Source organism: Micromonospora yongxingensis, from assembly GCF_052601155.1.
In genome coordinates this window covers 1-19973 of sequence record NZ_JBQXEO010000039.1, presented here as the reverse complement: position 1 = coordinate 19973, position 19973 = coordinate 1, and the positions used below count along the sequence as shown (strand labels likewise).

General features: G+C 73.8%; 21 protein-coding genes. 13 read left to right on the top strand and 8 right to left on the bottom strand.

The annotated features are described in order from the left end of the window. Positions 1-30: 30 nt before the first annotated feature. On the bottom strand, positions 31-1008 hold the full coding sequence (locus ACTWLT_RS30195; RefSeq protein WP_445321276.1) for a DUF2267 domain-containing protein: 978 nt from the start codon (positions 1006-1008) through the stop codon (positions 31-33). A 202-nt stretch (positions 1009-1210) separates the two neighbouring features. Here ACTWLT_RS30195 and ACTWLT_RS30190 point away from each other — a divergent pair, with 202 nt between their 5' ends. Beyond that, positions 1211-1525 carry a hypothetical protein gene (locus ACTWLT_RS30190; RefSeq protein WP_252414905.1) on the top strand — a complete coding sequence of 105 codons (315 nt, stop codon included), beginning with the start codon at positions 1211-1213 and terminating at the stop codon, positions 1523-1525. Between the two features lie 79 nt (positions 1526-1604). Here ACTWLT_RS30190 and ACTWLT_RS30185 read toward each other — a convergent pair whose 3' ends face one another. Both ACTWLT_RS30185 and ACTWLT_RS30180 read right to left on the bottom strand, forming a co-directional pair. Continuing rightward, positions 1605-1946 (bottom strand): STAS domain-containing protein, encoded by a 342-nt coding sequence (locus tag ACTWLT_RS30185; protein WP_445321275.1) that lies wholly within the window; start codon positions 1944-1946, stop codon positions 1605-1607. A gap of 77 nt (positions 1947-2023) precedes the next feature. After that, the gene (locus tag ACTWLT_RS30180; RefSeq protein ID WP_445321274.1) at positions 2024-2380 is read right to left on the bottom strand and encodes an STAS domain-containing protein; all 357 of its coding nucleotides are present in this window, start codon (positions 2378-2380) and stop codon (positions 2024-2026) included. 250 nt (positions 2381-2630) lie between these two features. On the opposite strand from ACTWLT_RS30180, the gene ACTWLT_RS30175 reads away from it, so the two are divergent. The 5 genes from ACTWLT_RS30175 to ACTWLT_RS30155 all read left to right on the top strand — a co-directional run bounded on the left by ACTWLT_RS30175 (position 2631) and on the right by ACTWLT_RS30155 (position 7105). Continuing rightward, positions 2631-4397, top strand: a complete 1767-nt coding sequence (locus ACTWLT_RS30175) for a PP2C family protein-serine/threonine phosphatase (RefSeq protein ID WP_445321273.1) — start codon at positions 2631-2633, stop codon at positions 4395-4397. Further along, positions 4394-5443, top strand: a complete 1050-nt coding sequence (locus ACTWLT_RS30170) for a cobalamin B12-binding domain-containing protein (protein WP_445321272.1) — start codon at positions 4394-4396, stop codon at positions 5441-5443. The genes ACTWLT_RS30175 and ACTWLT_RS30170 overlap by 4 nt, the downstream gene beginning before the upstream one ends. A 114-nt stretch (positions 5444-5557) precedes the next feature. Beyond that, positions 5558-5905 carry an STAS domain-containing protein gene (locus ACTWLT_RS30165; RefSeq protein ID WP_445321271.1) on the top strand — a complete coding sequence of 116 codons (348 nt, stop codon included), beginning with the start codon at positions 5558-5560 and terminating at the stop codon, positions 5903-5905. Positions 5906-5972: 67 nt separating this feature from the next. Beyond that, a complete protein-coding gene (locus tag ACTWLT_RS30160; protein ID WP_252414899.1) occupies positions 5973-6419 on the top strand; it encodes a response regulator in 447 nt (148 codons plus the stop codon). Positions 6420-6559: 140 nt separating this feature from the next. Next, on the top strand, positions 6560-7105 hold the full coding sequence (locus tag ACTWLT_RS30155) for an ATPase (protein ID WP_445321270.1): 546 nt from the start codon (positions 6560-6562) through the stop codon (positions 7103-7105). Between the two features lie 4 nt (positions 7106-7109). Here ACTWLT_RS30155 and ACTWLT_RS30150 read toward each other — a convergent pair whose 3' ends face one another. The 3 genes from ACTWLT_RS30150 to ACTWLT_RS30140 form a co-directional block, all read right to left on the bottom strand. Further along, positions 7110-7958 (bottom strand): hypothetical protein, encoded by an 849-nt coding sequence (locus ACTWLT_RS30150; protein ID WP_445321269.1) that lies wholly within the window; start codon positions 7956-7958, stop codon positions 7110-7112. A gap of 299 nt (positions 7959-8257) precedes the next feature. Next, positions 8258-8683: an OsmC family protein gene (locus ACTWLT_RS30145; RefSeq protein WP_252414896.1), complete on the bottom strand. Its 426-nt coding sequence runs from the start codon at positions 8681-8683 to the stop codon at positions 8258-8260. Between the two features lie 70 nt (positions 8684-8753). Further along, the gene (locus ACTWLT_RS30140; protein ID WP_445321268.1) at positions 8754-9701 is read right to left on the bottom strand and encodes a serine/threonine-protein kinase; all 948 of its coding nucleotides are present in this window, start codon (positions 9699-9701) and stop codon (positions 8754-8756) included. A 200-nt stretch (positions 9702-9901) separates the two neighbouring features. On the opposite strand from ACTWLT_RS30140, the gene ACTWLT_RS30135 reads away from it, so the two are divergent. The 3 genes from ACTWLT_RS30135 (at position 9902) to ACTWLT_RS30125 (ending at position 12493) form a co-directional block, all read left to right on the top strand. Beyond that, a complete protein-coding gene (locus ACTWLT_RS30135; RefSeq protein WP_252414894.1) occupies positions 9902-10132 on the top strand; it encodes a DUF8847 domain-containing protein in 231 nt (76 codons plus the stop codon). Positions 10133-10245: 113 nt separating this feature from the next. Then, positions 10246-10992 carry a response regulator transcription factor gene (locus ACTWLT_RS30130; RefSeq protein WP_445321267.1) on the top strand — a complete coding sequence of 249 codons (747 nt, stop codon included), beginning with the start codon at positions 10246-10248 and terminating at the stop codon, positions 10990-10992. Further along, positions 10970-12493: a sensor histidine kinase gene (locus tag ACTWLT_RS30125; protein WP_445321266.1), complete on the top strand. Its 1524-nt coding sequence runs from the start codon at positions 10970-10972 to the stop codon at positions 12491-12493. The genes ACTWLT_RS30130 and ACTWLT_RS30125 overlap by 23 nt, the downstream gene beginning before the upstream one ends. Positions 12494-12516: 23 nt before the next feature. Here ACTWLT_RS30125 and ACTWLT_RS30120 read toward each other — a convergent pair whose 3' ends face one another. Beyond that, complete coding sequence (locus ACTWLT_RS30120) at positions 12517-13383, bottom strand: arginase family protein (protein ID WP_445321265.1); 867 nt, start codon at positions 13381-13383, stop codon at positions 12517-12519. A gap of 230 nt (positions 13384-13613) precedes the next feature. On the opposite strand from ACTWLT_RS30120, the gene ACTWLT_RS30115 reads away from it, so the two are divergent. From ACTWLT_RS30115 to ACTWLT_RS30100, 4 genes are all read left to right on the top strand, one after another. Then, entirely contained in the window at positions 13614-13763 is a 150-nt protein-coding gene (locus ACTWLT_RS30115; RefSeq protein WP_007459587.1) for a hypothetical protein, read from the top strand. Between the two features lie 17 nt (positions 13764-13780). Next, positions 13781-15211 (top strand): class I SAM-dependent methyltransferase, encoded by a 1431-nt coding sequence (locus tag ACTWLT_RS30110; RefSeq protein ID WP_445321295.1) that lies wholly within the window; start codon positions 13781-13783, stop codon positions 15209-15211. A gap of 37 nt (positions 15212-15248) precedes the next feature. After that, positions 15249-17252 (top strand): sulfatase-like hydrolase/transferase, encoded by a 2004-nt coding sequence (locus tag ACTWLT_RS30105; RefSeq protein ID WP_445321294.1) that lies wholly within the window; start codon positions 15249-15251, stop codon positions 17250-17252. A gap of 172 nt (positions 17253-17424) precedes the next feature. Next, entirely contained in the window at positions 17425-18708 is a 1284-nt protein-coding gene (locus ACTWLT_RS30100) for a citrate synthase (protein ID WP_445321264.1), read from the top strand. A 194-nt stretch (positions 18709-18902) separates the two neighbouring features. Here the strand turns inward: ACTWLT_RS30100 and ACTWLT_RS30095 are convergent. Continuing rightward, positions 18903-19973 (bottom strand): glycosyltransferase family 4 protein (locus ACTWLT_RS30095; RefSeq protein WP_445321263.1); only part of this gene is annotated, 1071 nt, incomplete at its 5' end.

Genomic DNA, 19973 nt, shown 5'->3' with positions numbered 1-19973 from the left:
CCGCCGGCTCGTGAACGCCGGTGCGGCCGGTCAGCCGTTGGCCATCCCGGCACCGACCTCGTCGATGGCGTCGTCGATCCGGTGGGCGAGGTCGACGTCCAGCGCGGTCACCCCGTCGGCCTGGCGGGTGCGCACGGTCAGCACGGCCGCCGTGTCACCGGGGCGCCCGATGCTCGGTGCGCGCCCGGTCTCGTCACGCAGCCGGTCGAGCCGGGCGAGCACCCGGTCCAGGTTGTCCGCCGGCAACGCGACCACCCGGTGCAGGGCGTCGCTGTCCCCGGCCCAGTACGGCAGGTCGTCCAGCGCCGCCCGCAACTGGTCGCCGTCCAGGGTGGGTGTGGTGGTGGACGCGCCGACGATGCCGCCGCCGGCCGCCGGGGGGTTCAGCAGTTCCCGCAGGCCGTCGGGCACGTGCAGCGACTCGACCAGGTCGCCGTCGTGGTCGGCGAGCGCGGCCAGCGTCGCCTCCGCCTGGTAGCGAGCCTGCTCCGGCGTACGGCCGCTGATCCGTCCCACCTCGGCCAGGAAGCCGGGCAGGTCGCGGTGCCGCTCGATGCCGTCGACGGGCACAACGTCGTGCAGCGAGTTCGGCACGGCGGCGAGCAGCCGCTGCCGCTCCGCCGTGTCCAGGGCGAAGGCCAGCACCAGGACGGTCGCCTCGGTGCCCACCTTCGCGGTCTTGAAGTCCACACCGGCCCGGCGCCGGACCTCGTCGACGAGGTCGTGGTAGCCCAGGCTGCTCACTCCCGCCGCGCCGGCATCGACGGACGGTTGCGGCCGGGGATTGTCGGCGGATCCGACCGCCGGCGGGGCCGGTCCGCCGCGCGTGCTGTCCGGCTTGTGCCGTCCGGCCGGTGCCGGGCCGTGCCGCCTGCCCTGATCGAGGCTGGTGAGCTGCTTGGAGGCGCTCAGGCTGGCGCCGAACTCGCTGGGCTGGCGACCCTGCTCGCGGGCCTGCCGGGCGAGCGCCCGGCGCCGCTGGTTGTCGCCCTCCATCTGCTTACGCATGGTGACACCCCTTCCGCTGGGGATCGTGCGTGCGTCCGTCGCCTTCCCGTCGGCCCGGTCGCCGAAACGGACGCCGCCGGGGCGGGTCGGCCGGGCATCGGTGGGCTTCATCCGGCGCGGGTGAGGGGCGCTCACCCGTGCGGCCCGCAGGATCGGGGTCAGGACCGGAGTTCTTCCGAGGTACGCGGAAGGGAAGGTCGTCATGAAACGGATCGTCGAGATCGTCCCCGCCAGACCCGGCTGGTACGCCCGCTGGCAGCTCACGCCGGATGCCACCCGGTGTTACCCGGTGAGCCTGTGGGCGCTGCTGGAGGAGGCCGACGGCACCGGCCGGGAAGTGGTCGGCATGGACTGCATCGGCCAGTGGCCGGGCGCGGACGACAACGAGGTGGGTGGGGACTTCGTCCGCTATCTGTACCAGACGCCCGATTCGGGCACCCCCGAGGACGTCGACCCCGCGCCGACCGGCGAGCTGCGCGACAGCGGACCCCGGCTGCAGCCGATGACCGCACCCTAGACATTCCTCCGGCCCCCGACCCCAGGTCCCAGGGTCGGGGGCCACCCCCCTTCACCCGGGGCGGCCCCGTGGTCGCTCGTCAGCCGATGGCGCGTACGTCGTCGTCGCTGGCGGATTCCGCCGACAGCAGCTCACTCAGGCCGGTGCGGTCCAGCATCTGCTGGAGCTGCACGTTGACCCCGATCAGCCGGATCGCCCCGGCGGCACGGTGCACCACCAGCAGCGCGCTGAGCCCGGAGGAGTCGCAGAGGGTCACCCCGGTCAGGTCGATCATCACCTGCTGGTGCCCGTCGCCGTGCAGCTCGGCCGCGGCCGCGATCAGCTCGGGTGCGGTGTCGTAGTCGAGGTCGCCGGTCAGCCGCAGCCGGACGCGCCCGGCGTCGAGCCGGGTCATCTCGATGGTCAACAGCTGGGGGGACATCAGTCCATGTTCCCAGTCGACGGGCCGAACGCAAACCCGGGGTCGCGGCGACGCGCCGGCAGGGTCACCGACGACCGTCAGGCGGTGGCCGCGGGTGTCTGCGTACCCGGTCCGGCCACGGGTCGTGCCGCCGGCAGCGGCCGGGCGAGCAGCCCGGCCACGCCCGTCATGTCCAGGATCGCGGCCAGGAAGCGGGGGACCGCCCGAAGCCGGAGCGTCGCGCCGACCTCCTGCCCCTCCCGCCACGCGTGCACGATCACGGCGAGGCCGGAGCTGTCGATGAAGTGCAGGTCGGCGAAATCCAGCACCATGGTCCGTGGTGCCTCGGCGAGCACCCGGTCGACCTCGGCGCGCAGCGGCGCCGACGTCGCGTACGCCAGCTCGCCGCCGACCCGTATCACCGGCCTGTCGGGGTCGAACCGATCGACGGACATGCTCAGCGGTGTGGTCTCGGGTCGCCGCCCCTGGGATAGCATGATCACGCCTTTCCGCCTGCCGCCGGTCCGGCCGGCTCGATCGGGAGCGTAACAATCCACGACCGGGTCCGCTGAGTACGCGGCGCGGGCCGCCAGCCGCCGTGAAGTGCCGCTATCGGCGCACCGGCGTAGGCTGAGCTGGAGAGTTCTGACCACATACGCCGGTTCCGGTGCGGGCGGGTGGACGACAAGGAGTGAGGCTCAGCTGGTGACTGCTGCCGACGTCAGGGACTGGGACCCGGGCGACGGACGGATCTCCACGCCGAGTACCACACGGGCGGCGGCGTGGTCCGCCGACGCACCGTCCCAGCCCGCCGCTCTGCCGCCACTGGCCCCCGACCGCGGTCTGGCCGCACCCGACTACTGGGCCGAGGTCGTCGAGCATTTCCGTGAGGGCCTGGTGGTCTGCGACGCCGACGGCGTGGTGCGACACGTCAGCCCCGTGGCCGAACGGCTGCTGCCCGAGGTGGTGCCCGGCGAGCTGCTCGCCGCGGCCGGCGTCCCCGGGCTGAGCGACGGACGGCCGGGTGGCTTCACCCATCGCGGGCACCGGCTCACCGCCCGTCAGGTGCCGCTCTCCGGCGGCCGCTGCTGCTGGTACGTCGAGGACGTCACCGAGAGCGTCAGCCGCGCCGACGCGCTGCTCGCCGAGCGTGCCCGCTCGGCTTTCCTGGCCGTGGTGGGCGACAAGCTGGGCAACCCGCTGCACCCCGACCGGGCCGCCGCGGCGGCCGTCCGGCTCGCCGTGCCGACCCTGGCCGAGGTGGCGGTGCTGGTGCTCGCACCGCGACTGGGACGGGCCCGCTGGTGGCGGGCGTCCCGGGCGGACGACGAGGCGCCGCTGGTGGACAGCGGCGTCCTGGCCGGCGGCGACCTGCCGGCGGCAATCGCCGAAGGGCTGACCGGGGTCGAGCCGCACGCTGTCGACTGGCTGGTGGAGCAGGCGATCGACGCCGGCTGGCTGCCCGGCCTGACCGGCGCCGAGAGCACGGCCCGGGTCGTTCCGCTGCCGGGCCGCGACGCCCCGGTCGGTGTGCTGCTGGTCGCCCGCCGCGCCACCCGCTGGTACGACGAGGACGACGTGGAGCTGATCCGCGCCTTCGCGGCCCGGGCCGGCGCGGCGTTGACCACCGCGCTGCTCTACCGCGACCAGGCGGAGGTCGCCGACACCCTCCAGGCCAGCCTGCTGCCGGTGGAACCGGCCGAGACCCCCGGCGTGCAGTGGGGCACCGCGTACCGGCCGGCGCAGGCGGGGCTGCGGATCGGGGGCGACTTCTACGGTTCGCACCAGCTCCCCGACGGTGGCTCGGTGTTCTTTCTGGGTGACGTGTCGGGCAAGGGCGTCGAGGCGGCCGTCTTCACCGGCCAGCTCCGCCAGTGCCTGCAGGCGCTGCACCGGGTGGAGTCGCACCCCGGCCGGTTGCTGCGGCTACTCAACGACTCGCTGCTGGAGACGACCATGGCGCACGGCCAGGGCCGCTTCGCCACCATGGTGCTCGGCGTCGCCCGGCCGCACCGCGACGGCGGTCTCACCCTCACCATGGCCGGTGGCGGGCACCTGCCGCCGCTGGTGCTGCGCGCCTCCGGCGAGGTGGAGTCGGTGCCGCTGCGCGGCATGCTGATCGGCGTGGTGCCCGATCCGCGCGTGGGCGAGGTGACCGTGCGGCTGGCACCGGGCGAGACCTGCCTGCTCTACAGCGACGGGGTGACCGAGGCCCGCGGTGGCCGCCGTGGCGACGAGCAGTTTGGCCCGGAGCGGCTGCTCCACGCGGTCACCGGGTGCGAGCGGATGCCGGCGCCCGCCCTGGCCGAGCGGGTGGAGCAGGTCACCTGCGACTGGCTGGCGCACGGCGACCACGACGACATCGCGGTCCTCGCGTTACGCGCGGTCGGGCCGAGCGGGCGGCCATCGCGGCACCTGCACGCGGTGCCCGCACCGGCGGGCACCGACCAGCGGAAGGAGACCCCGGCTTGACCGCCCCGACCACCGCAGCCGACCCGATCGACGCCTACCCCAGCTATCTGGACTGCCTCGCCGACGCCGACGAGTACGCCGCGATCGACGTGGCGCTCGGCCTGCTCGACGCGGGTGTGCCGGCCGAGCGCCTGCTGCTCGACCTGGTCGCGCCGGCACAGGCCGAGGTGGGCGAGCGGTGGGCGCGCAACGAGTGGAGCGTGGCCCAGGAGCATGCGGCCACCCACATCAGCGAGCGGGTGGTGGCGGCGGTGGCCGTCCACGCCAACCCTCGACCGACGGGTGGACGCGTCGTGGTGGCGTGCATGGACGGCGAGTGGCACGCGTTGCCGCCCCGGCTGGTCGCCGAGGTGCTGCGGCTGCGCGGTTGGCAGGTGACCTTCCTGGGTGCCAGCGTCCCGGCGGCGCACCTGGTGTCGTACCTGCACCGCAACGACGCGCACGCGGTCGCGCTGGCCTGCGCGCTGCCGATGCGGCTGCCGCACGCGCACCGGATGATCGAGGCGTGCCGCCGCTCGGACGTGCCGGTGGTGGTCGGTGGGCGCGGGTTCGGTGTCGACGGTCGGTGGGCCCGCCGGCTCGGGGCGGCCTGGGCGCCGGACGCGCCCTCGGCGGCCGAGCTGATCGCCGACGAGCGGACGCTGCGTCGGGTGCCGCCGGCGCAGTTGTCGCATCTGGCCGATGACGAGTACGCCAGCCTGGTCCGGCGCCGGGCCGAGTTGATCGACAGCGCGCTCGCCGATCTGCGGGAGCACGTCCCGGCCGCGCGCTCCTACACCGCCGCCCAGCTCGACGCGACCGTGAGCGACCTGGGCCACATCCTGGACTTCCTGGCCGCCGCGCTCTACGTCGACGACGCCTCGCTGTTCACGGAGTTCGTGGCGTGGCTGGTGGGGATCCTGACCAGCCGTGGGGTGCCGGCGGCCGCGGTGGACCTGCCCCTGGCGCACTACTCCGCGGCGCTGCGGGACTTTCCCCGGGCGGTGCACACGCTGGCCCTTGGCAGGGCCGCGTTGGCCGCCGCCGGCGCCCCCACGGCCCGCTGACCGCCCCGCCGGCCATCCTCGGTCGATCACCGCGCCCTGCGGCGGGCGGCCCACCCCTGCGTATACTTGCCGCACTGCAAACGTCCACCGAGCGGTGGAGCGAGGGGGAGCACGGTGACGTTCAGCGTCAGGTACGCCGGTCGCGACGGCGATGGCGTCTGCCTGCGGCTCGCCGGTGAGCTGGACCTGAGCACCGCTCCCGAGCTGGCCGCCGCGATCGACCGGCTCTCGGATGCCGGCGAGCGCCGGGTGCTGCTCGACCTCACCGACCTCACGTTCTGCGACTCCACCGGGATGGCGGTGTTCGTGCGGGGAGACAACCGGGCCTCCGCCGACGGGGGCTGGTTGCGGATCACCGGGGCCACCGGCCGGGTCGAGCGGGTGTTGCGGGTCACCGGTCTCGCCGACGTGCTGCGCTATCAGCCCGACACGATCGACCCGGCGCGCCAGAGCGCGTCCTGATGGGCTAGATTTCCCCGCCAGCGCGGTGACCGTCGGTCCCGTTTCCGTCGATTCGAGGCAGGTAGTGATGGGCGAACAGAGCCCGCAGCCGGTACGCATCCTGGTGGTCGACGACGACCCGGGTGACGTGCTGATGATCGAGGAAGCGCTGGCGGACTCGGATGTCGACAAGGTCATCGACGTGGTCAGCGACGGCGAGGAGGCGATGGAGTTCCTCCGCGCCGAGGGCCGGCACCTGGAGGCCCGGCGGCCGGACGTCATCCTGCTGGACCTGAACATGCCGCGGATGGACGGGCGACAGGTGCTCGGCGCGGTGAAGCAGGACGAGGATCTGCGGACCATCCCGATCGTGGTGCTGACCACCTCCAACGCCGACACCGACATCGTCGGCAGCTACACCCTCCAGGCCAACGCCTACGTCACCAAGCCGATCGACCTGGACGACTTCAACGACGTGGTACGCCGGATCGACGAGTTCTTCGGCCGGGTGGTCGTGCTGCCCAAGCGCGCCTGACCCGTCGCCCCGGCGTCGCCCGCCGCGGGGTGCCTCGCGCGCTCGGATGCTGAACATTTTTCCCGAACACCCTCGGCCGCTCCCGTCGCGTCCGAGGATCCAGGTGGGGAAGTAACAGCAGCTGCCTGGGGGGCGACAGTATGAGGTTCTCCGTCGTTGAGACCGGTTACGACCAGCGGCAGGTCGATTCCTGCCTGGATGAGCTGGGGATCCGGTTGTCCCGGCTCGCCGCGCGGGCGGAAGGCGCCGCCGGGGCCGGTCGGGAGTGGGACGAGATCCGCGAGGAGGCGACCTGGCTCAGCGGGCTGCTCCAGCGGCTGGACCTGGGCGACGTCACGGTCACCCGGCGGGCCGGGGACGCCGTACGGCGGGAGGCGGCCGAGATCCTGGCCCAGGCCCGGTACGAGCTGGACGAGGCCCGCGAGGAGGCTCGGCGGGTGCGGGAGCGGGCGTACGCGGAGGCCGTGCAGGCCCGGCGTGACGTCGAGGCCGCGCTGGACGCCCGCCGGCGACGCGAGGTGTTGGTGGACGAGATCCTCAGCGGGGTGACCGTCGAGCCGCCGGTCCCCGAAGACACCCCGACCGCGGCGGCCGGCACGGGCGTGCCGGCGACCCGGGTGGCCGCCGGCGGCCCGGACGCGGGAGCGGAGCCGCCGAACGGCCGGGACGGCGCACGCAGCCGCTGACTCCTCAGGCGGTGAGCGCCGCCGCGACGGTGCTCGCCCGCTCCTCGTGCTGGGCGTACGCGTCGGGGTAGGCGGAGATCTGTACGGCCTGGGCGGCGGCGGTGACGCTCATGTCCTGCCAGCCCGGGACCTCGTTGAGCGCCGTGTAGAACGCCCTCGCGGCGTATGACGGGCGCATCAGCTCGGCCACCGTGCCCCAGCCGCTGCTGGGTCGCTGCTGGAACAGCCCGACCGAGTCGTGGTCGGAGCCGCTGCCCTGGTTCGTGTACTGCGCCGACTCCGGCAGGACGTCGCTGGCCAGGTTGTACAGGTTGCTCTCCTGCATGGCGGTGGACAGCGCCACCACCAGCGCGCGACGCGGCATCTTCAGCTCCAGGCCGACGTCAACAATGATCTTGGCGTTGTCCATCTGGACCTGGTCGAGACCGGCGACGGGCCGGGGTCGGCGCGGCTTGACCGGCTTCTTGACCGCCTTGCGGACCACCTTCGGGCTGGGGGTGGGCTTCGCGGTCGGGCTGGGGATAACCCGCATGGGGGCGGCGTCGCGGTCCAGCGACCGGGAGGCGCGCTCGTCGGCGATGGCGGCGCGGTCGGCCACCGCCTCGGCCAGCGGCTCCACGGGGCGGGGGGTGTCGTCGCTGCCCCGGGCGCTGGCGACGGCGGTCAGACCGAGGCAGCAGGTGACACCGGTGGCCAGGGCCACCCGGAGCGACGTCGAGCCCAGCAGGGCGCGGCGGCGTTGGTCGGCGGCCCGGTGACGGCCGATCGTCCGTTCGGTTGAGGCGGCGTCGCCCGACCCGGTGGTCGGGAGCGCGTCGGTCAGCTTCTGGGCGGCGGGGTCGTCGGAATGCACCCGCCGAGGCTAGATACCCCGTCGCCCGCTGCCACCGGCCTATACGGTGGCATGCGCCACAATTTGCCCCGATCTTGAAGGCAATAAGGGGCAAAAACTACTCGCGATGGACCAACCTGGCGGATGGGGCGAGTTGGTTATTCCCGATTCGTCGTGCCAAGGCGGTCACGGCGCGAACCGTCAGCAACGGGTTCAGCCGCCTCTCACGGCTCACCCGTACAGCGGATGGCCGCTCCGCCGAACGGTGGGCACCCGGCACGCCCGTCCGGCGGACGGGCAGGCCAGGGTCGTCCACCGGATCAGTGCCGGCCGTTCTCCGCCGGGGTGACCGTCAGCCGGTGCCGGCTGTTGTCACCGCTGGAGAACGGCCAGAGCCGGTCGGCGTACTCGACCAGGTCGGCCAGTTGCTGACGGCTCAGGCCAGCCGACGAGATGGAGGCGTGCACGTCGGCCCGGTAGCGGCCGTCGTCGTCTCGCCCCAGCTTCGCCTCGGCCCGCACCTGCACCGTGTGCGCCTCGTTGGTGATCTCCCCGGCCGCTTCCACCGCCGCGTGGTGCAGGCAGGACGCGAAGGCGGCGGCCAGGAGCTGCTCCGGCCTCAACCCCGTGCAGTGCGCTGCCAGCGGCGAGGCCAGCGCGGTGGAGAGCCCGCCATCGTCGGTGCGTACGTGGCCGCCCTCGGCGGTCGCGGTGGCCTCATGAAGCCAGGAACTCGGGTCCGGCATCGCGTTCCTCCCGTCGCTCACCCGCCCGGCTACCCGACGGCCGCCTCGCGAAACGCCGTGGCCAGCACCGTCAGCGCCCGGCGGACCTCTCCGGCCCGTCCACCATCACCGCCGCCTCGGTGGCCTCCATCGCGGCCTGCTCGGTCCACGGCGACACCGGGGCGGGCTGGCGCTGCGCGGGAAGGCCCATCGGCACGTACACCCGGGCGTCCACGGCCTCGGCCAGCACCAGCGCGGCGACCAGGCTGGTCGGCCGGTCCGCCGGGGCCTCGGCCAGGCAGGAGCGGCACAGCTCGGCGACCTCCGGCGGCAGGCCGTCGATCTCGGGCAGCGGCTCCGGCGGCAGGCGGCGGCGCGTGGTCAGCAGCTCCGTGGTGCTGTCCGCCCGGTACGGCAGCCGGCCCGTGAGGCTGTAGTAGAGCAGGACGCCGACGGCGTACATGTCGGCCGCCGGGGTGGCCGGCGCTCCGGCGAGCTGCTCCGGCGCCAGGTAAGCGGGCGTGCCCATCAGCAGCCCGTCCGGCACCGGCTCCGGCGCTCCGGCCGGGGTGGCGATGCCGAAGTCGAGCACCTTCACGCCGGAGGGGGTGAGCATGACGTTGGCCGGCTTGACGTCGCGGTGCACGATGCCCTCCGCGTGCGCGGCGGCGAGCGCCGCGCTGACCTCGGCGCAGACCCGTACCGAGATGCGCCAGTCCAGCGGCCCGGCCCGCAGGTGCGCGGCGAGAGTCTCCCCCTCGGCCAGTTCCATGACGATGTAGGGCACCCGGCGGCCGGGCAGCACCGAGGAGGTGCCGAAGTCGTGCACGCTGGCCACGTTCGGGTGTACCAGGCGGGCCGCCGAGCGCGCCTCCGCGCGGATCCGTTCCACCGGGCCGGACTGGCCGTCCTGCCCGGGTGAGATCAACTTCACCGCGACCGGTCGGTCCAGCACCTGGTCGTGTGCCCGCCACACCTCGGACATCCCGCCAATGCCGATGCGCTGTTCGAGCTGGTACCGCCCGTCCAGCGTGCGCATTGACCGCTCCTCGTTCCCGTCCCGCCAGCGGCGGTGCCTTCGATCGCGGTACCCGAGGCCGGAGCTGGGCAAACCGCCGCCGGAATCGTGCGCCGTCGAGCCCGCGTACCTCGCTGCGGTGCGTCGGTGGGTGCGGTAGCTTGCGAGCCAGGGCCGGCATCACCCACCGTGCCGACACCGTCACCCGAGGGGACGCCCCGATGAGCGAGGTCACCGTACGCTTCGTCGGCGGGCCGGCCAACGGCCTGGTCCGGTTGTTGCCGGCCGGGCCCGACGGCGCCCCGCCGCCCCGCTGGATCATGCGGCACCCGGACGGCACCGGGCCGGTGCAGGCCGGCCCCGACCACCTCTACGAACGGGACCAGCCCGACGGCGCGGGCGGCTGGAGCATGCGGTTCGTCCGCACCGACCCGTTCGGGGTGTCCGAGTGACCTCCGGTCGGGGCTGACCGGTGGTGCCGTCAGTCCACCGTCGGGCCGGCCGCACAGCCGGCGCACAGCGGGCGCAGAGGCCCGGCACAGACGCCGCGGCCACGATGGCGGACATGGTCAAGGACGGGCAGATCGCGGCGAGCCGGATCGAGCTGCGCCGCCCCGACGGCGAACCCGTCCGGGTGCTGGTGGTCGACGACGAACCGACGCTCACCGACCTGCTCTCCATGGCGCTGCGCTACGAGGGCTGGCAGGTGCGCAGCGCCGGCAGCGGCATGGCCGCCGTGAGCACGGCACGGCAGTTCCAGCCGGACGCGGTGGTGCTCGACGTGATGCTGCCCGACCTGGACGGCTTCCAGGTGCTGCGGCGCCTGCGCGAGCAGGCCCCCACCGTGCCGGTGCTCTTCCTGACCGCCCGGGACGCGGTCGAGGAGCGCATCGCCGGGCTGACCGTCGGTGGCGACGACTACGTCACCAAGCCGTTCAGCCTGGAGGAGGTGATCGCCCGGCTGCGCGCCCTGCTGCGCCGCTCGGGCTTCGCGGTCGCCACCCGGGAGGAGGCGGTGCTCACCGTCGGCGACCTCAGCCTCGACGAGGACAGCCACGAGGTACGCCGCGCCGGCCAGTTGATCACCCTCACCGCGACGGAGTTCGAGCTGCTGCGTTACCTGATGCGCAACCCGCGCCGCGTGCTCAGCAAGGCGCAGATCCTCGACCGGGTGTGGAACTACGACTTCGGCGGCCAGGCCAACGTGGTGGAGCTGTACATCTCGTACCTGCGCAAGAAGATCGACGCCGGTCGGGCGCCGATGATCCACACGCTGCGCGGCGCGGGTTATGTCCTCAAACCCGCCGAGTGATCCCGGCGACCGGCCGCGCCGGCACCCGGTGCGCGCCGCCCGCGGGTGGCTCGCCGGCCGGTCCCTGCGTACCCGACTGGTGCTCGCCCTGGTCGCGCTCCTCGCGCTGGTCAGCGTCGCCATCGGCGGGCTCACCACGGTGGCGCTGCGGCACTTCCTGATCGACCGTCTCGACGCCCAACTCGCTCCCGCCGCCGTCATGCGGGGCGACCGACCGGGCCGGCCGGCCTGGCCGGGCACCGGACCGGGCATCCCGCCCGGCTCGCCGCCCGGCACGGTGGTCGCCGCCGTCACCGCCGGTCGGGTGACCGCTGCGGCGACCCTGCCCCGCGACGCGTCCAGCGACGACCCCTTCCCGGAAGCCGAGTCGGTGCCGGTCGCGGAGGTCGCCGCGCTGGCCGACCTGCCGGTCGGCGGCCCCCCGCGCACCGTCGACCTCGGTGCGCGCGGCGACTACCGGGCCGTGGCCCAGCAGTTCCGCGACGGCAGGGTACGCGTCGTCGCGCTGCCGCTGGCCGGCGTGCAGGAGACCGTCTGGTGGATGGTCGCGGCGCAGGCCGGGGTGGCGGCCGTCGGGCTCGTCATCGCCGGCGGTGCCGGCGCGCTGATCGTCCGGGCCACACTGCGACCGCTGAACCGGGTCGCCGCCACCGCCACCCGCGTCACCGAACTGCCGCTGGACCGCGGCGAGGTGGCCCTCGCCGTCCGGGTCCCCGCCGCCGACACCGATCCGCGTACCGAGGTCGGCCAGGTGGGCGCCGCGCTGAACCGGATGCTCGGCCACGTCGCCGACGCGCTCGCCGCCCGGCAGGCCAGCGAGACCCGGGTACGCCAGTTCGTCGCCGACGCCAGCCACGAGCTGCGCACCCCCCTCGCCGCGATCCGGGGATACGCCGAGGTGGCCCGGCGCGGCCGCGACGAGGTCCCCACCGACGTGGCGCACGCGCTGCGCCGGGTGGAGTCGGAGAGCACCCGGATGACCAGACTCGTCGACGACCTGCTGCTGCTGGCCCGGCTGGACACCGGCCGCCCGCTCGCCGTCGAACCGGTCGACCTCACCGCCCTGGTGGTCGACGCGGTCAGCGACGCGCACGTCGCCGGCCCCGAGCACCGCTGGCAGCTCGACCTGCCCGACGTGGCGATCCGGGTGCCCGGCGACGCCGCCCGCCTGCACCAGGTGGTGGCCAACCTGCTCGCCAACGCCCGGGTGCACACCCCGCCGGGAACCCTGGTGACCACCACGCTGACCGTCGAGGGGGACTCCGCCGTGCTGACCGTCGCCGACGACGGGCCGGGGGTGCCGCCGGAGCTGCAACCGGAGATGTTCGAGCGGTTCGCCCGTGGGGACACCTCCCGGTCGCGGGCGCACGGCAGCACCGGCCTCGGTCTGGCGATCGTGGCCGCGGTCGTGGAGGCCCACCACGGCACGGTCGCCGTGGACAGCCGGCCGGGCCGGACCGTGTTCACCGTCCGGCTGCCCCATCCCACAGTCGACGCATAGTCGGCGCACGGCGGCGGGCCAGGTCAGCCGCCGGCCGTGCCCAGCACCTCGGCGAGGACCTCGACGACGCGTCGCGTGTGGCGCCCGTCGGGGTCCTCGTCGACATTCAGGTCGGTCACGCTCATGCCGAGCAGCCGGTCGGCGCGGGCCAGCGGGGTGACCAGCGCGACCAGGTCGGGCCAGCGCAGCCCGTCCGGCTCGGGATAGGTCACCGCCGGCAGGTCGCGCGGGTCCACGGCGTCCAGGTCGAGGTGCAGCCAGGCCGGCCCGTCCCCGCTGGTGGCCAGGCCCGCGCCGACCGTTCCGGCGCCCATCGCAAGCAGCTCCGGGGCGGGCACCTGGTGGATCGCCGGGTCGATCCGGGCCGTCTCGGCCCGGCTGCTGTCGTCGGTGGGTGGCCGGTGCCCGAGCAGGTGGACGCGGCCAGGGTCGAGCAGCGGGCCGTCCTGCCCGGTGGCGGCGGCCGGGCCGTGCCCGGTGACCACCGAGAGGTCCATGTCGGCGGCCTCGCCGGTGAGTGAGGTCGCGCCGTCGAAGAAGTCCGGGTGGCCGTCGACGAACCACAGCTCCGTCGTGCGGGGCAGGGCGCGGCAGATGCCGGGCAGGATGGCGCAGTCCCCGCCGAGCACCAGCGGCCGACGGCCCTCGGCCATCAGTGCCGCGATGCGGGCGGTGACGGCCTCGCCGGCGCGGCGCAGACCAGCGGCGCCGATCAGGCCGCTCGCCGGGTCCCGGGCCGTGTCCCGCAGCAGCGCCTCGTCCACCCGGCCGCCGTCGTCGGCGGCCAGGGCGTCCACCAGACCGGCGCCGCGCAGCGCGGCCGGAGCCCGCTCCTCACCGCGGCCGGCCCCGGAGGAGTCCAGCGGTACGTCGACAACCACCCAGCGCACGTCCGCAGCGTATCGGCGGGACGGTCACCGGGTTGCGGCGTCGGCGAGGATCGCCTGAAGTCGCGCCTCGGTCACGTCCCTGTGGCGTGCCTGGGAGTCCGCCGATGTGCCCCGTACGACCACGGCGATCAGCGTACGGTGGCAGACAAGTCCGGCTTTCTGGGTCAAAAGCCTCATCGCTGCACGCCCGGGACGCCGGTGTCGAGACGGGCGAGGGGAAGGAGCGATCGGTGATCCATCTGGCCTACCTGGACGCGGGATCCGGCAGCCTGATCGTGCAGGCGGTGGTCGGCGGGGTGGCCGGGGCCGCGGTCGCCGCCAAGCTCTACTGGCGGCGACTGGTCGACCGGTTCCGCCGGCAGCCCACCGATCAGCGGTGAGCCGGCCCGTACCGGCGATGGCGACCGCACCCACCGAGGTACGGCCCGAGCCCGCGTCCTTCCGTGACCCGGCCAACCGGGTCTTCCACGTCGGTGACGAGGTGCTGCGCGGGCTCGACACACAGGCGGCCGAGCACTGGCGGGCACTGACGGCGAGCGCGTTCTTCCCGGCGCTGGTGGCCGGGGGCAAGGTCTGCGCCACCGAGGACGCCCCACCGGCGCTGGTGCCCACCGCCGCCGGGGCGCCGTGGGCGGCGGTGCTGCGCCACGAACGCATCCCGTTCGTCTCCCACCCGTACGAGTGGTCCTTCACCATGCTGCGCGACGCCGCGCTGCTGCACCTGGAGATCCTGCGCGACGCGCTCGCCGACGGCTTCACCACGAAGGACGGCTCGGCGTACAACCTGCAGTGGCGCGGCACCGACCCGGTCTTCATCGACGTCGGCTCCTTCGAGCCGGTACGCGACGGCGAACCGTGGGCCGGCTACCGGCAGTTCTGCCAGACGGTGCTCTATCCGCTGCTGCTCACCGCCCACCTGGGAGTCGACTTCCAGCCCTGGCTGCGCGCCCAGGTCGACGGCATCGAGGCCGACCAGCTCCGCCCGCTCTTCGCCGGGGCCCGCCGGCTGCGCCCCGGCGTGCTCACCCACCTGCACCTGCACGGTGCGATGCAGCAGCGCAACGCCGCCGCCAGCACGACCGACGTACGCGCCCAGCTCCGCGCCGCCGGCTTCTCCCGGGAGCTGCTGCTGGCCACCGTGCGCGGCATCGAGAAACTCGTCCGCAAGTTGGACCACCGCCCTCCGGTCAGCCACTGGTCGGACTACCAGCGCACCTGCGGCTACTCGGCCCAGGACCGGGTGGCCAAGGAGCAGTTCGTGACCGCCGCGCTGACCGCCGGCGCCCGGCCCCGCCTCGTGCTCGACCTCGGCGCCAACGACGGCCGGTACTCGCGGCTGGCCGCCGAGCACGCCGACTACGTGGTGGCCGTCGAGCAGGACCCGGCCGTGGTCGACGACCTGTACCGGGCGCTGCGGGCCGAGGGTCAGCGGCGGATCCTGCCGCTGGTGCTGGATCTCGCCGACCCGTCGCCCGGTGGCGGCTGGCGCGGCGTCGAGCGGGCCGGCTTCGCCGAGCGCGCGGCGGCCGACACCGTACTCGCCCTGGCCGTGGTGCACCACCTGGCGATCGGGCGCAACGTGCCGCTGCCGGAGGTGATCGACTGGCTGGCAGGGCTGACCGCCCCGGACGGTGCCGTGGTGGTGGAGTTCGTCCACCCGCAGGACCCGATGGCCCGCCGGCTGCTGGCCAACAAGCCCGACGGTCTCTTCCCCGACTACCAGCGCGACGTCTTCGAGCGGCTGCTCGCCGCGCGGGGCCGGATCACCGACCGGATCGAGCTGCCGTCGGGCACCCGCACGCTCTACCGGGCGGTGATGGGTGGCTGACCCGGCCTCCGAGACCCCGCCGCCGACGACCCCGCCGCTGACGGCCGACCGGTGGGACCGCGGGTGGCGCGGTGAGGTGGGCCGGATGCTGGAGGTCGCCGCGCTGGTCGGGCTGGTGGTCACCCAACCGCTGCTGGACGTGCTCGGCCGCAGCCCCGACTTCTTCCTCTTCCACCGCGCCGAGCCCGGCCAGATCCTGCTGCTGGTCGCCCTGCTGGCGGTGGCACCCACCGTCGGGGTCGCGCTGCTCGGCGCCCTCAGCCGCCTCGCCGGCCGGACCGTCCGCGCGCTCACCCACACCGGGCTGGTCGGGCTGCTGCTGGCCGCGCTGGCCGTGCAGGTGGGCCGGCACGCGACGCCGCTGCGGGGCGTACCCCTGCTGCTGGTCGCCGGGCTGGCCGGCGCTGCCGGCGCGGCCGCGCACCGGCGGTGGCGGGCGCCGGGCCGGGTGCTGCGCCTGGCCGCCGCCGGCCCGGTGGCCTTCGTGGCGCTCTTCCTGCTCGCCTCACCCACCTCGGCGGTGGTGCTGCCGCGCAGCGACGGCGGCGCGGCCGGCACCGCGCAGGGCACGGCCGTGCATCCACCGGTGGTCATGCTGATCCTCGACGAGCTGCCGCTGGTCAGCCTGCTCGGCGCCGACGGCCGGATCGACGCGACCCGGTTCCCGCACTTCGCCGAGCTGGCCGGCGCCTCGACCTGGTACCGCAACGCCACCGGAGTCAGCGGCTGGACGCCCAACGCGCTGCCGGCGATGCTCACCGGCCGCTACCCGGCGCGGTCGGTCGCGCCGCACTACTCGCAGTACCCGGACAACCTCTTCACCGCCTTCGGTGGCCTGTACGACGTCCACGCCCAGGAGAGCATCACCCGGCTCTGCCCGCCCAGCCGCTGCGAGCAGCCGGTCAGCCCTGAACAGGGGCTCGGCGTGCTGGTGCGGGAGACCGGCAGGCTCCTCGGCCAGGTCGCCGGGCCGACCGAGACCCGGGTCGACCCGGAGGACTCCTACCGGGAGCAGACCCGCGCCGAGGCCGGCCTGGACGCCGCCGAACCGGTGCCGGCCGACCCGAAGTTCCGCTGGGACAGCCTGGACGACAACCAGCCGGCCCGGTTCACCAGCTTCCTCGCGGGGCTGAAACCCGAGCCCCGACCGGCCCTGCATTTCCTGCACCTGCTGATGCCGCACTCGCCGTGGACGTTCCTGCCCTCCGGCGCCCGCTACGACGCCCCGGAGGACCTGCCCAGCGACGGCGCCGGCTGGGTCGAGCTGGCCCGGCAGCGCCACCTGGCCCAGCTCGGCTACACCGACCGGCTCATCGGCGAGACGCTGCGGACGCTGCGCGCCAGCGGCCTCTACGACCAGGCACTCGTCGTGGTCACCGCCGACCACGGGGTGAGCTTCCGCGCCGGCGCCCAGGGCCGGGGCATGGACGCGATCAAGGCCGCCGCCGGGGAGGTGGCGTGGGTGCCGATGTTCGTCAAGGAACCCCGGCAGCAGACCGGCCGGGTCGACGACCGCAACTGGGAGCACGTCGACCTGCTGCCGACCGTCGCCGACGAGGCCGGCGTCCGGCTGCCGTGGCGGGTCGACGGCCGGTCCGCCCGGCAGGCCCCGCGCACCGACGGCACGAAACACTTCTACGACCGCCCCGGCGAGCCGGTCACCTTCCCCGGTGGGGTGCCCGCCCCGCCGCCGCTGCCGACGCCACACCCGCTGGTGGGCACCGAGGTCCGCGCCGGGCCGGCCGGCGGCAGCGCCACCGTGGCCGACCTCGCCGCGTTCCGGGCCATGGATCCGGACACCGGCACCATCCCGGCCCTGGTCTGGGGAGACGTGCCCGACCGCATACCGGACGGCACCCTGCTGGCGGTGGCGGTCAACGGCCGGATCGGGGCGGTGGTCCCAGTGGTGCCGGTCGATCCCGGCGGACGCCGATTCGCAGCGCTGCTCACCGACGACAAACTGTTCCGGGCCGGTACCAACCAGCTCGACGTCTACCAGGTCGCGACGGACGGTACGCTGCGACGCCTTGCCCTCTCGTGAAACCGCTCAGCTCCATCCCGCACAACGGGAAGCGGGTTTCCCGGCTGCCCGGTCGGGAATCGGGTGACGCATACCTCACCGCCGAACCACGGCGGGCGGTGTCCCCCGAGCCGCAATTACGGTAGAAGCGAAGGCAATTCAACGTAGATCTGCCGGCGAAGCGAGGAACCACATGACGGAAGTCAAGCTCGATCACCCCGGTGGGCAGCTGTCGATGCCGGTACATCCCGCGGTCGAGGGCCCCGCCGGTATCGGGGTCAGCAAGCTGCTGAAGGAAACCGGGATGACGACGTACGACCCCGGTTTCGTCAACACCGCGGCCGCCTCATCGGCGATCACCTACATCGACGGCGACGCGGGGATCCTGCGTTACCGGGGGTACCCGATCGAGCAGCTGGCCGAGAAGTCCTCCTTCCTGGAGGTCTCCTACCTGCTCATCTACGGTGAGCTGCCGAGCGAGCAGCAGCTGACCGAGTTCACCGAGTGGATTCGGCGGCACTCGCTGCTGCACGAGGAGATGCGCCGCTTCTTCGACGGCTTCCCCCGCGACGCCCACCCGATGGCCGTGCTCTCGTCGGCGGTGAGCGCCCTCTCGACCTTCTACCAGGACAGCCTGGACCCGTTCGACTCCGAGCACGTGGAGATCTCCACGGTCCGGCTCATGGCGAAGGTCCCCACCATCGCCTCGTACGCCTACAAGAAGTCCATCGGGCAGCCGCTGCTGTACCCGGACAACTCCCTGGGGTACGTGGACAACCTGCTGCGGATGACCTTCGGCGTGCCGGCTGAGCCGTACGAGGTCGACCCGGTGATGTCGAAGGTGCTGGACATGCTCTTCGTCCTGCACGCCGACCACGAGCAGAACTGCTCCACCTCGACCGTCCGGCTGGTCGGCTCCAGCAACGCCAACCTGTTCGCCTCGGTCTCCGCCGGTGTGAACGCGCTGTTCGGCCCGCTGCACGGCGGCGCCAACCAGGCCGTGCTGGAGATGCTCCAGCAGATCCACTCCGGCGACGGCGACGTCCGGTCCTTCGTCCGCAAGGTCAAGGACAAGCAGGACGGCGTCAAGCTGATGGGCTTCGGCCACCGGGTCTACAAGAACTACGACCCGCGGGCGGCGATCGTCAAGAAGGCCGCGCAGGACGTGCTGGGCCGGATGGCCAAGCCGGACCCGCTGCTGGACATCGCCATGGAGCTGGAGGAGATCGCCCTCGCCGACGACTTCTTCGTCTCCCGCCGGCTCTACCCGAACGTGGACTTCTACACCGGCCTGATCTACAAGGCCATGGGCTTCCCGACGAAGATGTTCACGGTGCTGTTCGCGCTCGGCCGGCTCCCCGGCTGGATCGCCCAGTGGCGCGAGATGATCAGCGACCCGGAGACCAAGATCGGCCGTCCGCGGCAGGTCTACGTCGGCTCCGCCGAGCGGGACTACGTCCCCTTCGCCGACCGCTGACCTCCACCACGCACCACCGACAGGCCGTCGACCCTTCCGGGTCGGCGGCCTGCCGCCTTTCCGCCGACAGATCCCGGCGGGCCCCGCCGGCCGCTCGGCCCACGATCCGAGTAAGAACAGGGAAAGTGCTGCCTCGAACGGCTGGGAGGCAGCACTTTCCCTGAAGTTGTGCCGATCTCGGTCGGCGGAGTCGGTCAGCGCAGGCCGGCGGCGGCGAGCAGGTTGCCGTCGGGGAGCGCGGGCAGGGCACGGCCGCGCGACATGCGCTGCTCGGCACGTTCGGCGGTGAACGTGGCGTCGGTGGCGATGGCGGCGGCGTAGCTGGCGGCGGTGCGCTGGGCGATGGCCGACCAGCCGTACTGGTCGTGCACCATCCGGCGGGCGCGGCGGGCCAGGGCGCGGGCACGCTCCCGGTCGGACAGCAGCGCGTCGACGGCCTCGGTCAGCCCGTCCGGGTCGTGCGGCGGGAACGTCATGCCGGTCACGCCCGGCTCGACGATCTCGGCGAGACCACCGGTGGCGGCGACCGCCAGCGGTGCGCCGGCCGCCGCGCCCTCCAGGGCCACCATGCCGAACGGCTCGTAGATGCTCGGCACCGCGAAGCAGTCGGAGGCGGCCATCAGCGCCGGCAGGTCCGTGCCGCCCAGGAAGCCCGGCATGGTGACCATGCCGCCCAGGCCGTGGCGGTGCACCTCGGCCTCCAGTTCGGCGCGGTACGGGCCGTCGCCGGCGATCACGGCACGCAGCCCGGGGTGCCGCTCCCGCAGCCGGGGCAGCGCGGCGATCAGGTGCTGCACGCCCTTCTCGTAGACCAGCCGACCCGCGAACGTGACCAGCGGGCCGTCCCCGGCGAAGCGGGCGCGGGCGGCGGCCACCTGGCGGGCGGGCACCTTCCAGCGGTGCGGCTCCACACCGTTGGCCACCACGTCGACCCGGCCGACCGGCACGTCGAACAGCGCGTTCACCTCGTCGCGCATGTACCCCGAGCAGACGATCACCCGGTTGGACTCGGTGCTGAGCCACTGCTCCACGCCGTGGATGGTGCGGTTCATCTCCTCGGGCAGCCAGCCCTGGTGCCGACCGGCCTCGGTGGCGTGGATGGTGCTCACCAGCGGGATGTCCAGGTGGTCGCGCAACGTCATCGCGGTGTGGGCGACGAGCCAGTCGTGGGCGTGGATGACGTCGTAGGTGCCGGCTTCGGTGGCGCGCAGGGCGGTGCGGGTGAGGGTGTGGTTGAAGGCCATGGTCCAGGCCAGGAGGGATCC

Excerpts from the sequence above, each read along its gene's own strand:
- ACTWLT_RS30195 (WP_445321276.1), bottom strand. The coding sequence starts at position 1,008 with ATGCGTAAGCAGATGGAGGGCGACAACCAGCGGCGCCGGGCGCTCGCC.
- ACTWLT_RS30190 (WP_252414905.1), top strand. The coding sequence starts at position 1,211 with ATGAAACGGATCGTCGAGATCGTCCCCGCCAGACCCGGCTGGTACGCC.
- ACTWLT_RS30185 (WP_445321275.1), bottom strand. The coding sequence starts at position 1,946 with ATGTCCCCCCAGCTGTTGACCATCGAGATGACCCGGCTCGACGCCGGG.
- ACTWLT_RS30180 (WP_445321274.1), bottom strand. The coding sequence starts at position 2,380 with ATGTCCGTCGATCGGTTCGACCCCGACAGGCCGGTGATACGGGTCGGC.
- ACTWLT_RS30160 (WP_252414899.1), top strand. The coding sequence starts at position 5,973 with ATGGGCGAACAGAGCCCGCAGCCGGTACGCATCCTGGTGGTCGACGAC.
- ACTWLT_RS30155 (WP_445321270.1), top strand. The coding sequence starts at position 6,560 with ATGAGGTTCTCCGTCGTTGAGACCGGTTACGACCAGCGGCAGGTCGAT.
- ACTWLT_RS30145 (WP_252414896.1), bottom strand. The coding sequence starts at position 8,683 with ATGCCGGACCCGAGTTCCTGGCTTCATGAGGCCACCGCGACCGCCGAG.
- ACTWLT_RS30140 (WP_445321268.1), bottom strand. The coding sequence starts at position 9,701 with ATGCGCACGCTGGACGGGCGGTACCAGCTCGAACAGCGCATCGGCATT.
- ACTWLT_RS30135 (WP_252414894.1), top strand. The coding sequence starts at position 9,902 with ATGAGCGAGGTCACCGTACGCTTCGTCGGCGGGCCGGCCAACGGCCTG.
- ACTWLT_RS30130 (WP_445321267.1), top strand. The coding sequence starts at position 10,246 with ATGGTCAAGGACGGGCAGATCGCGGCGAGCCGGATCGAGCTGCGCCGC.
- ACTWLT_RS30125 (WP_445321266.1), top strand. The coding sequence starts at position 10,970 with ATGTCCTCAAACCCGCCGAGTGATCCCGGCGACCGGCCGCGCCGGCAC.
- ACTWLT_RS30110 (WP_445321295.1), top strand. The coding sequence starts at position 13,781 with ATGGCGACCGCACCCACCGAGGTACGGCCCGAGCCCGCGTCCTTCCGT.
- ACTWLT_RS30100 (WP_445321264.1), top strand. The coding sequence starts at position 17,425 with ATGACGGAAGTCAAGCTCGATCACCCCGGTGGGCAGCTGTCGATGCCG.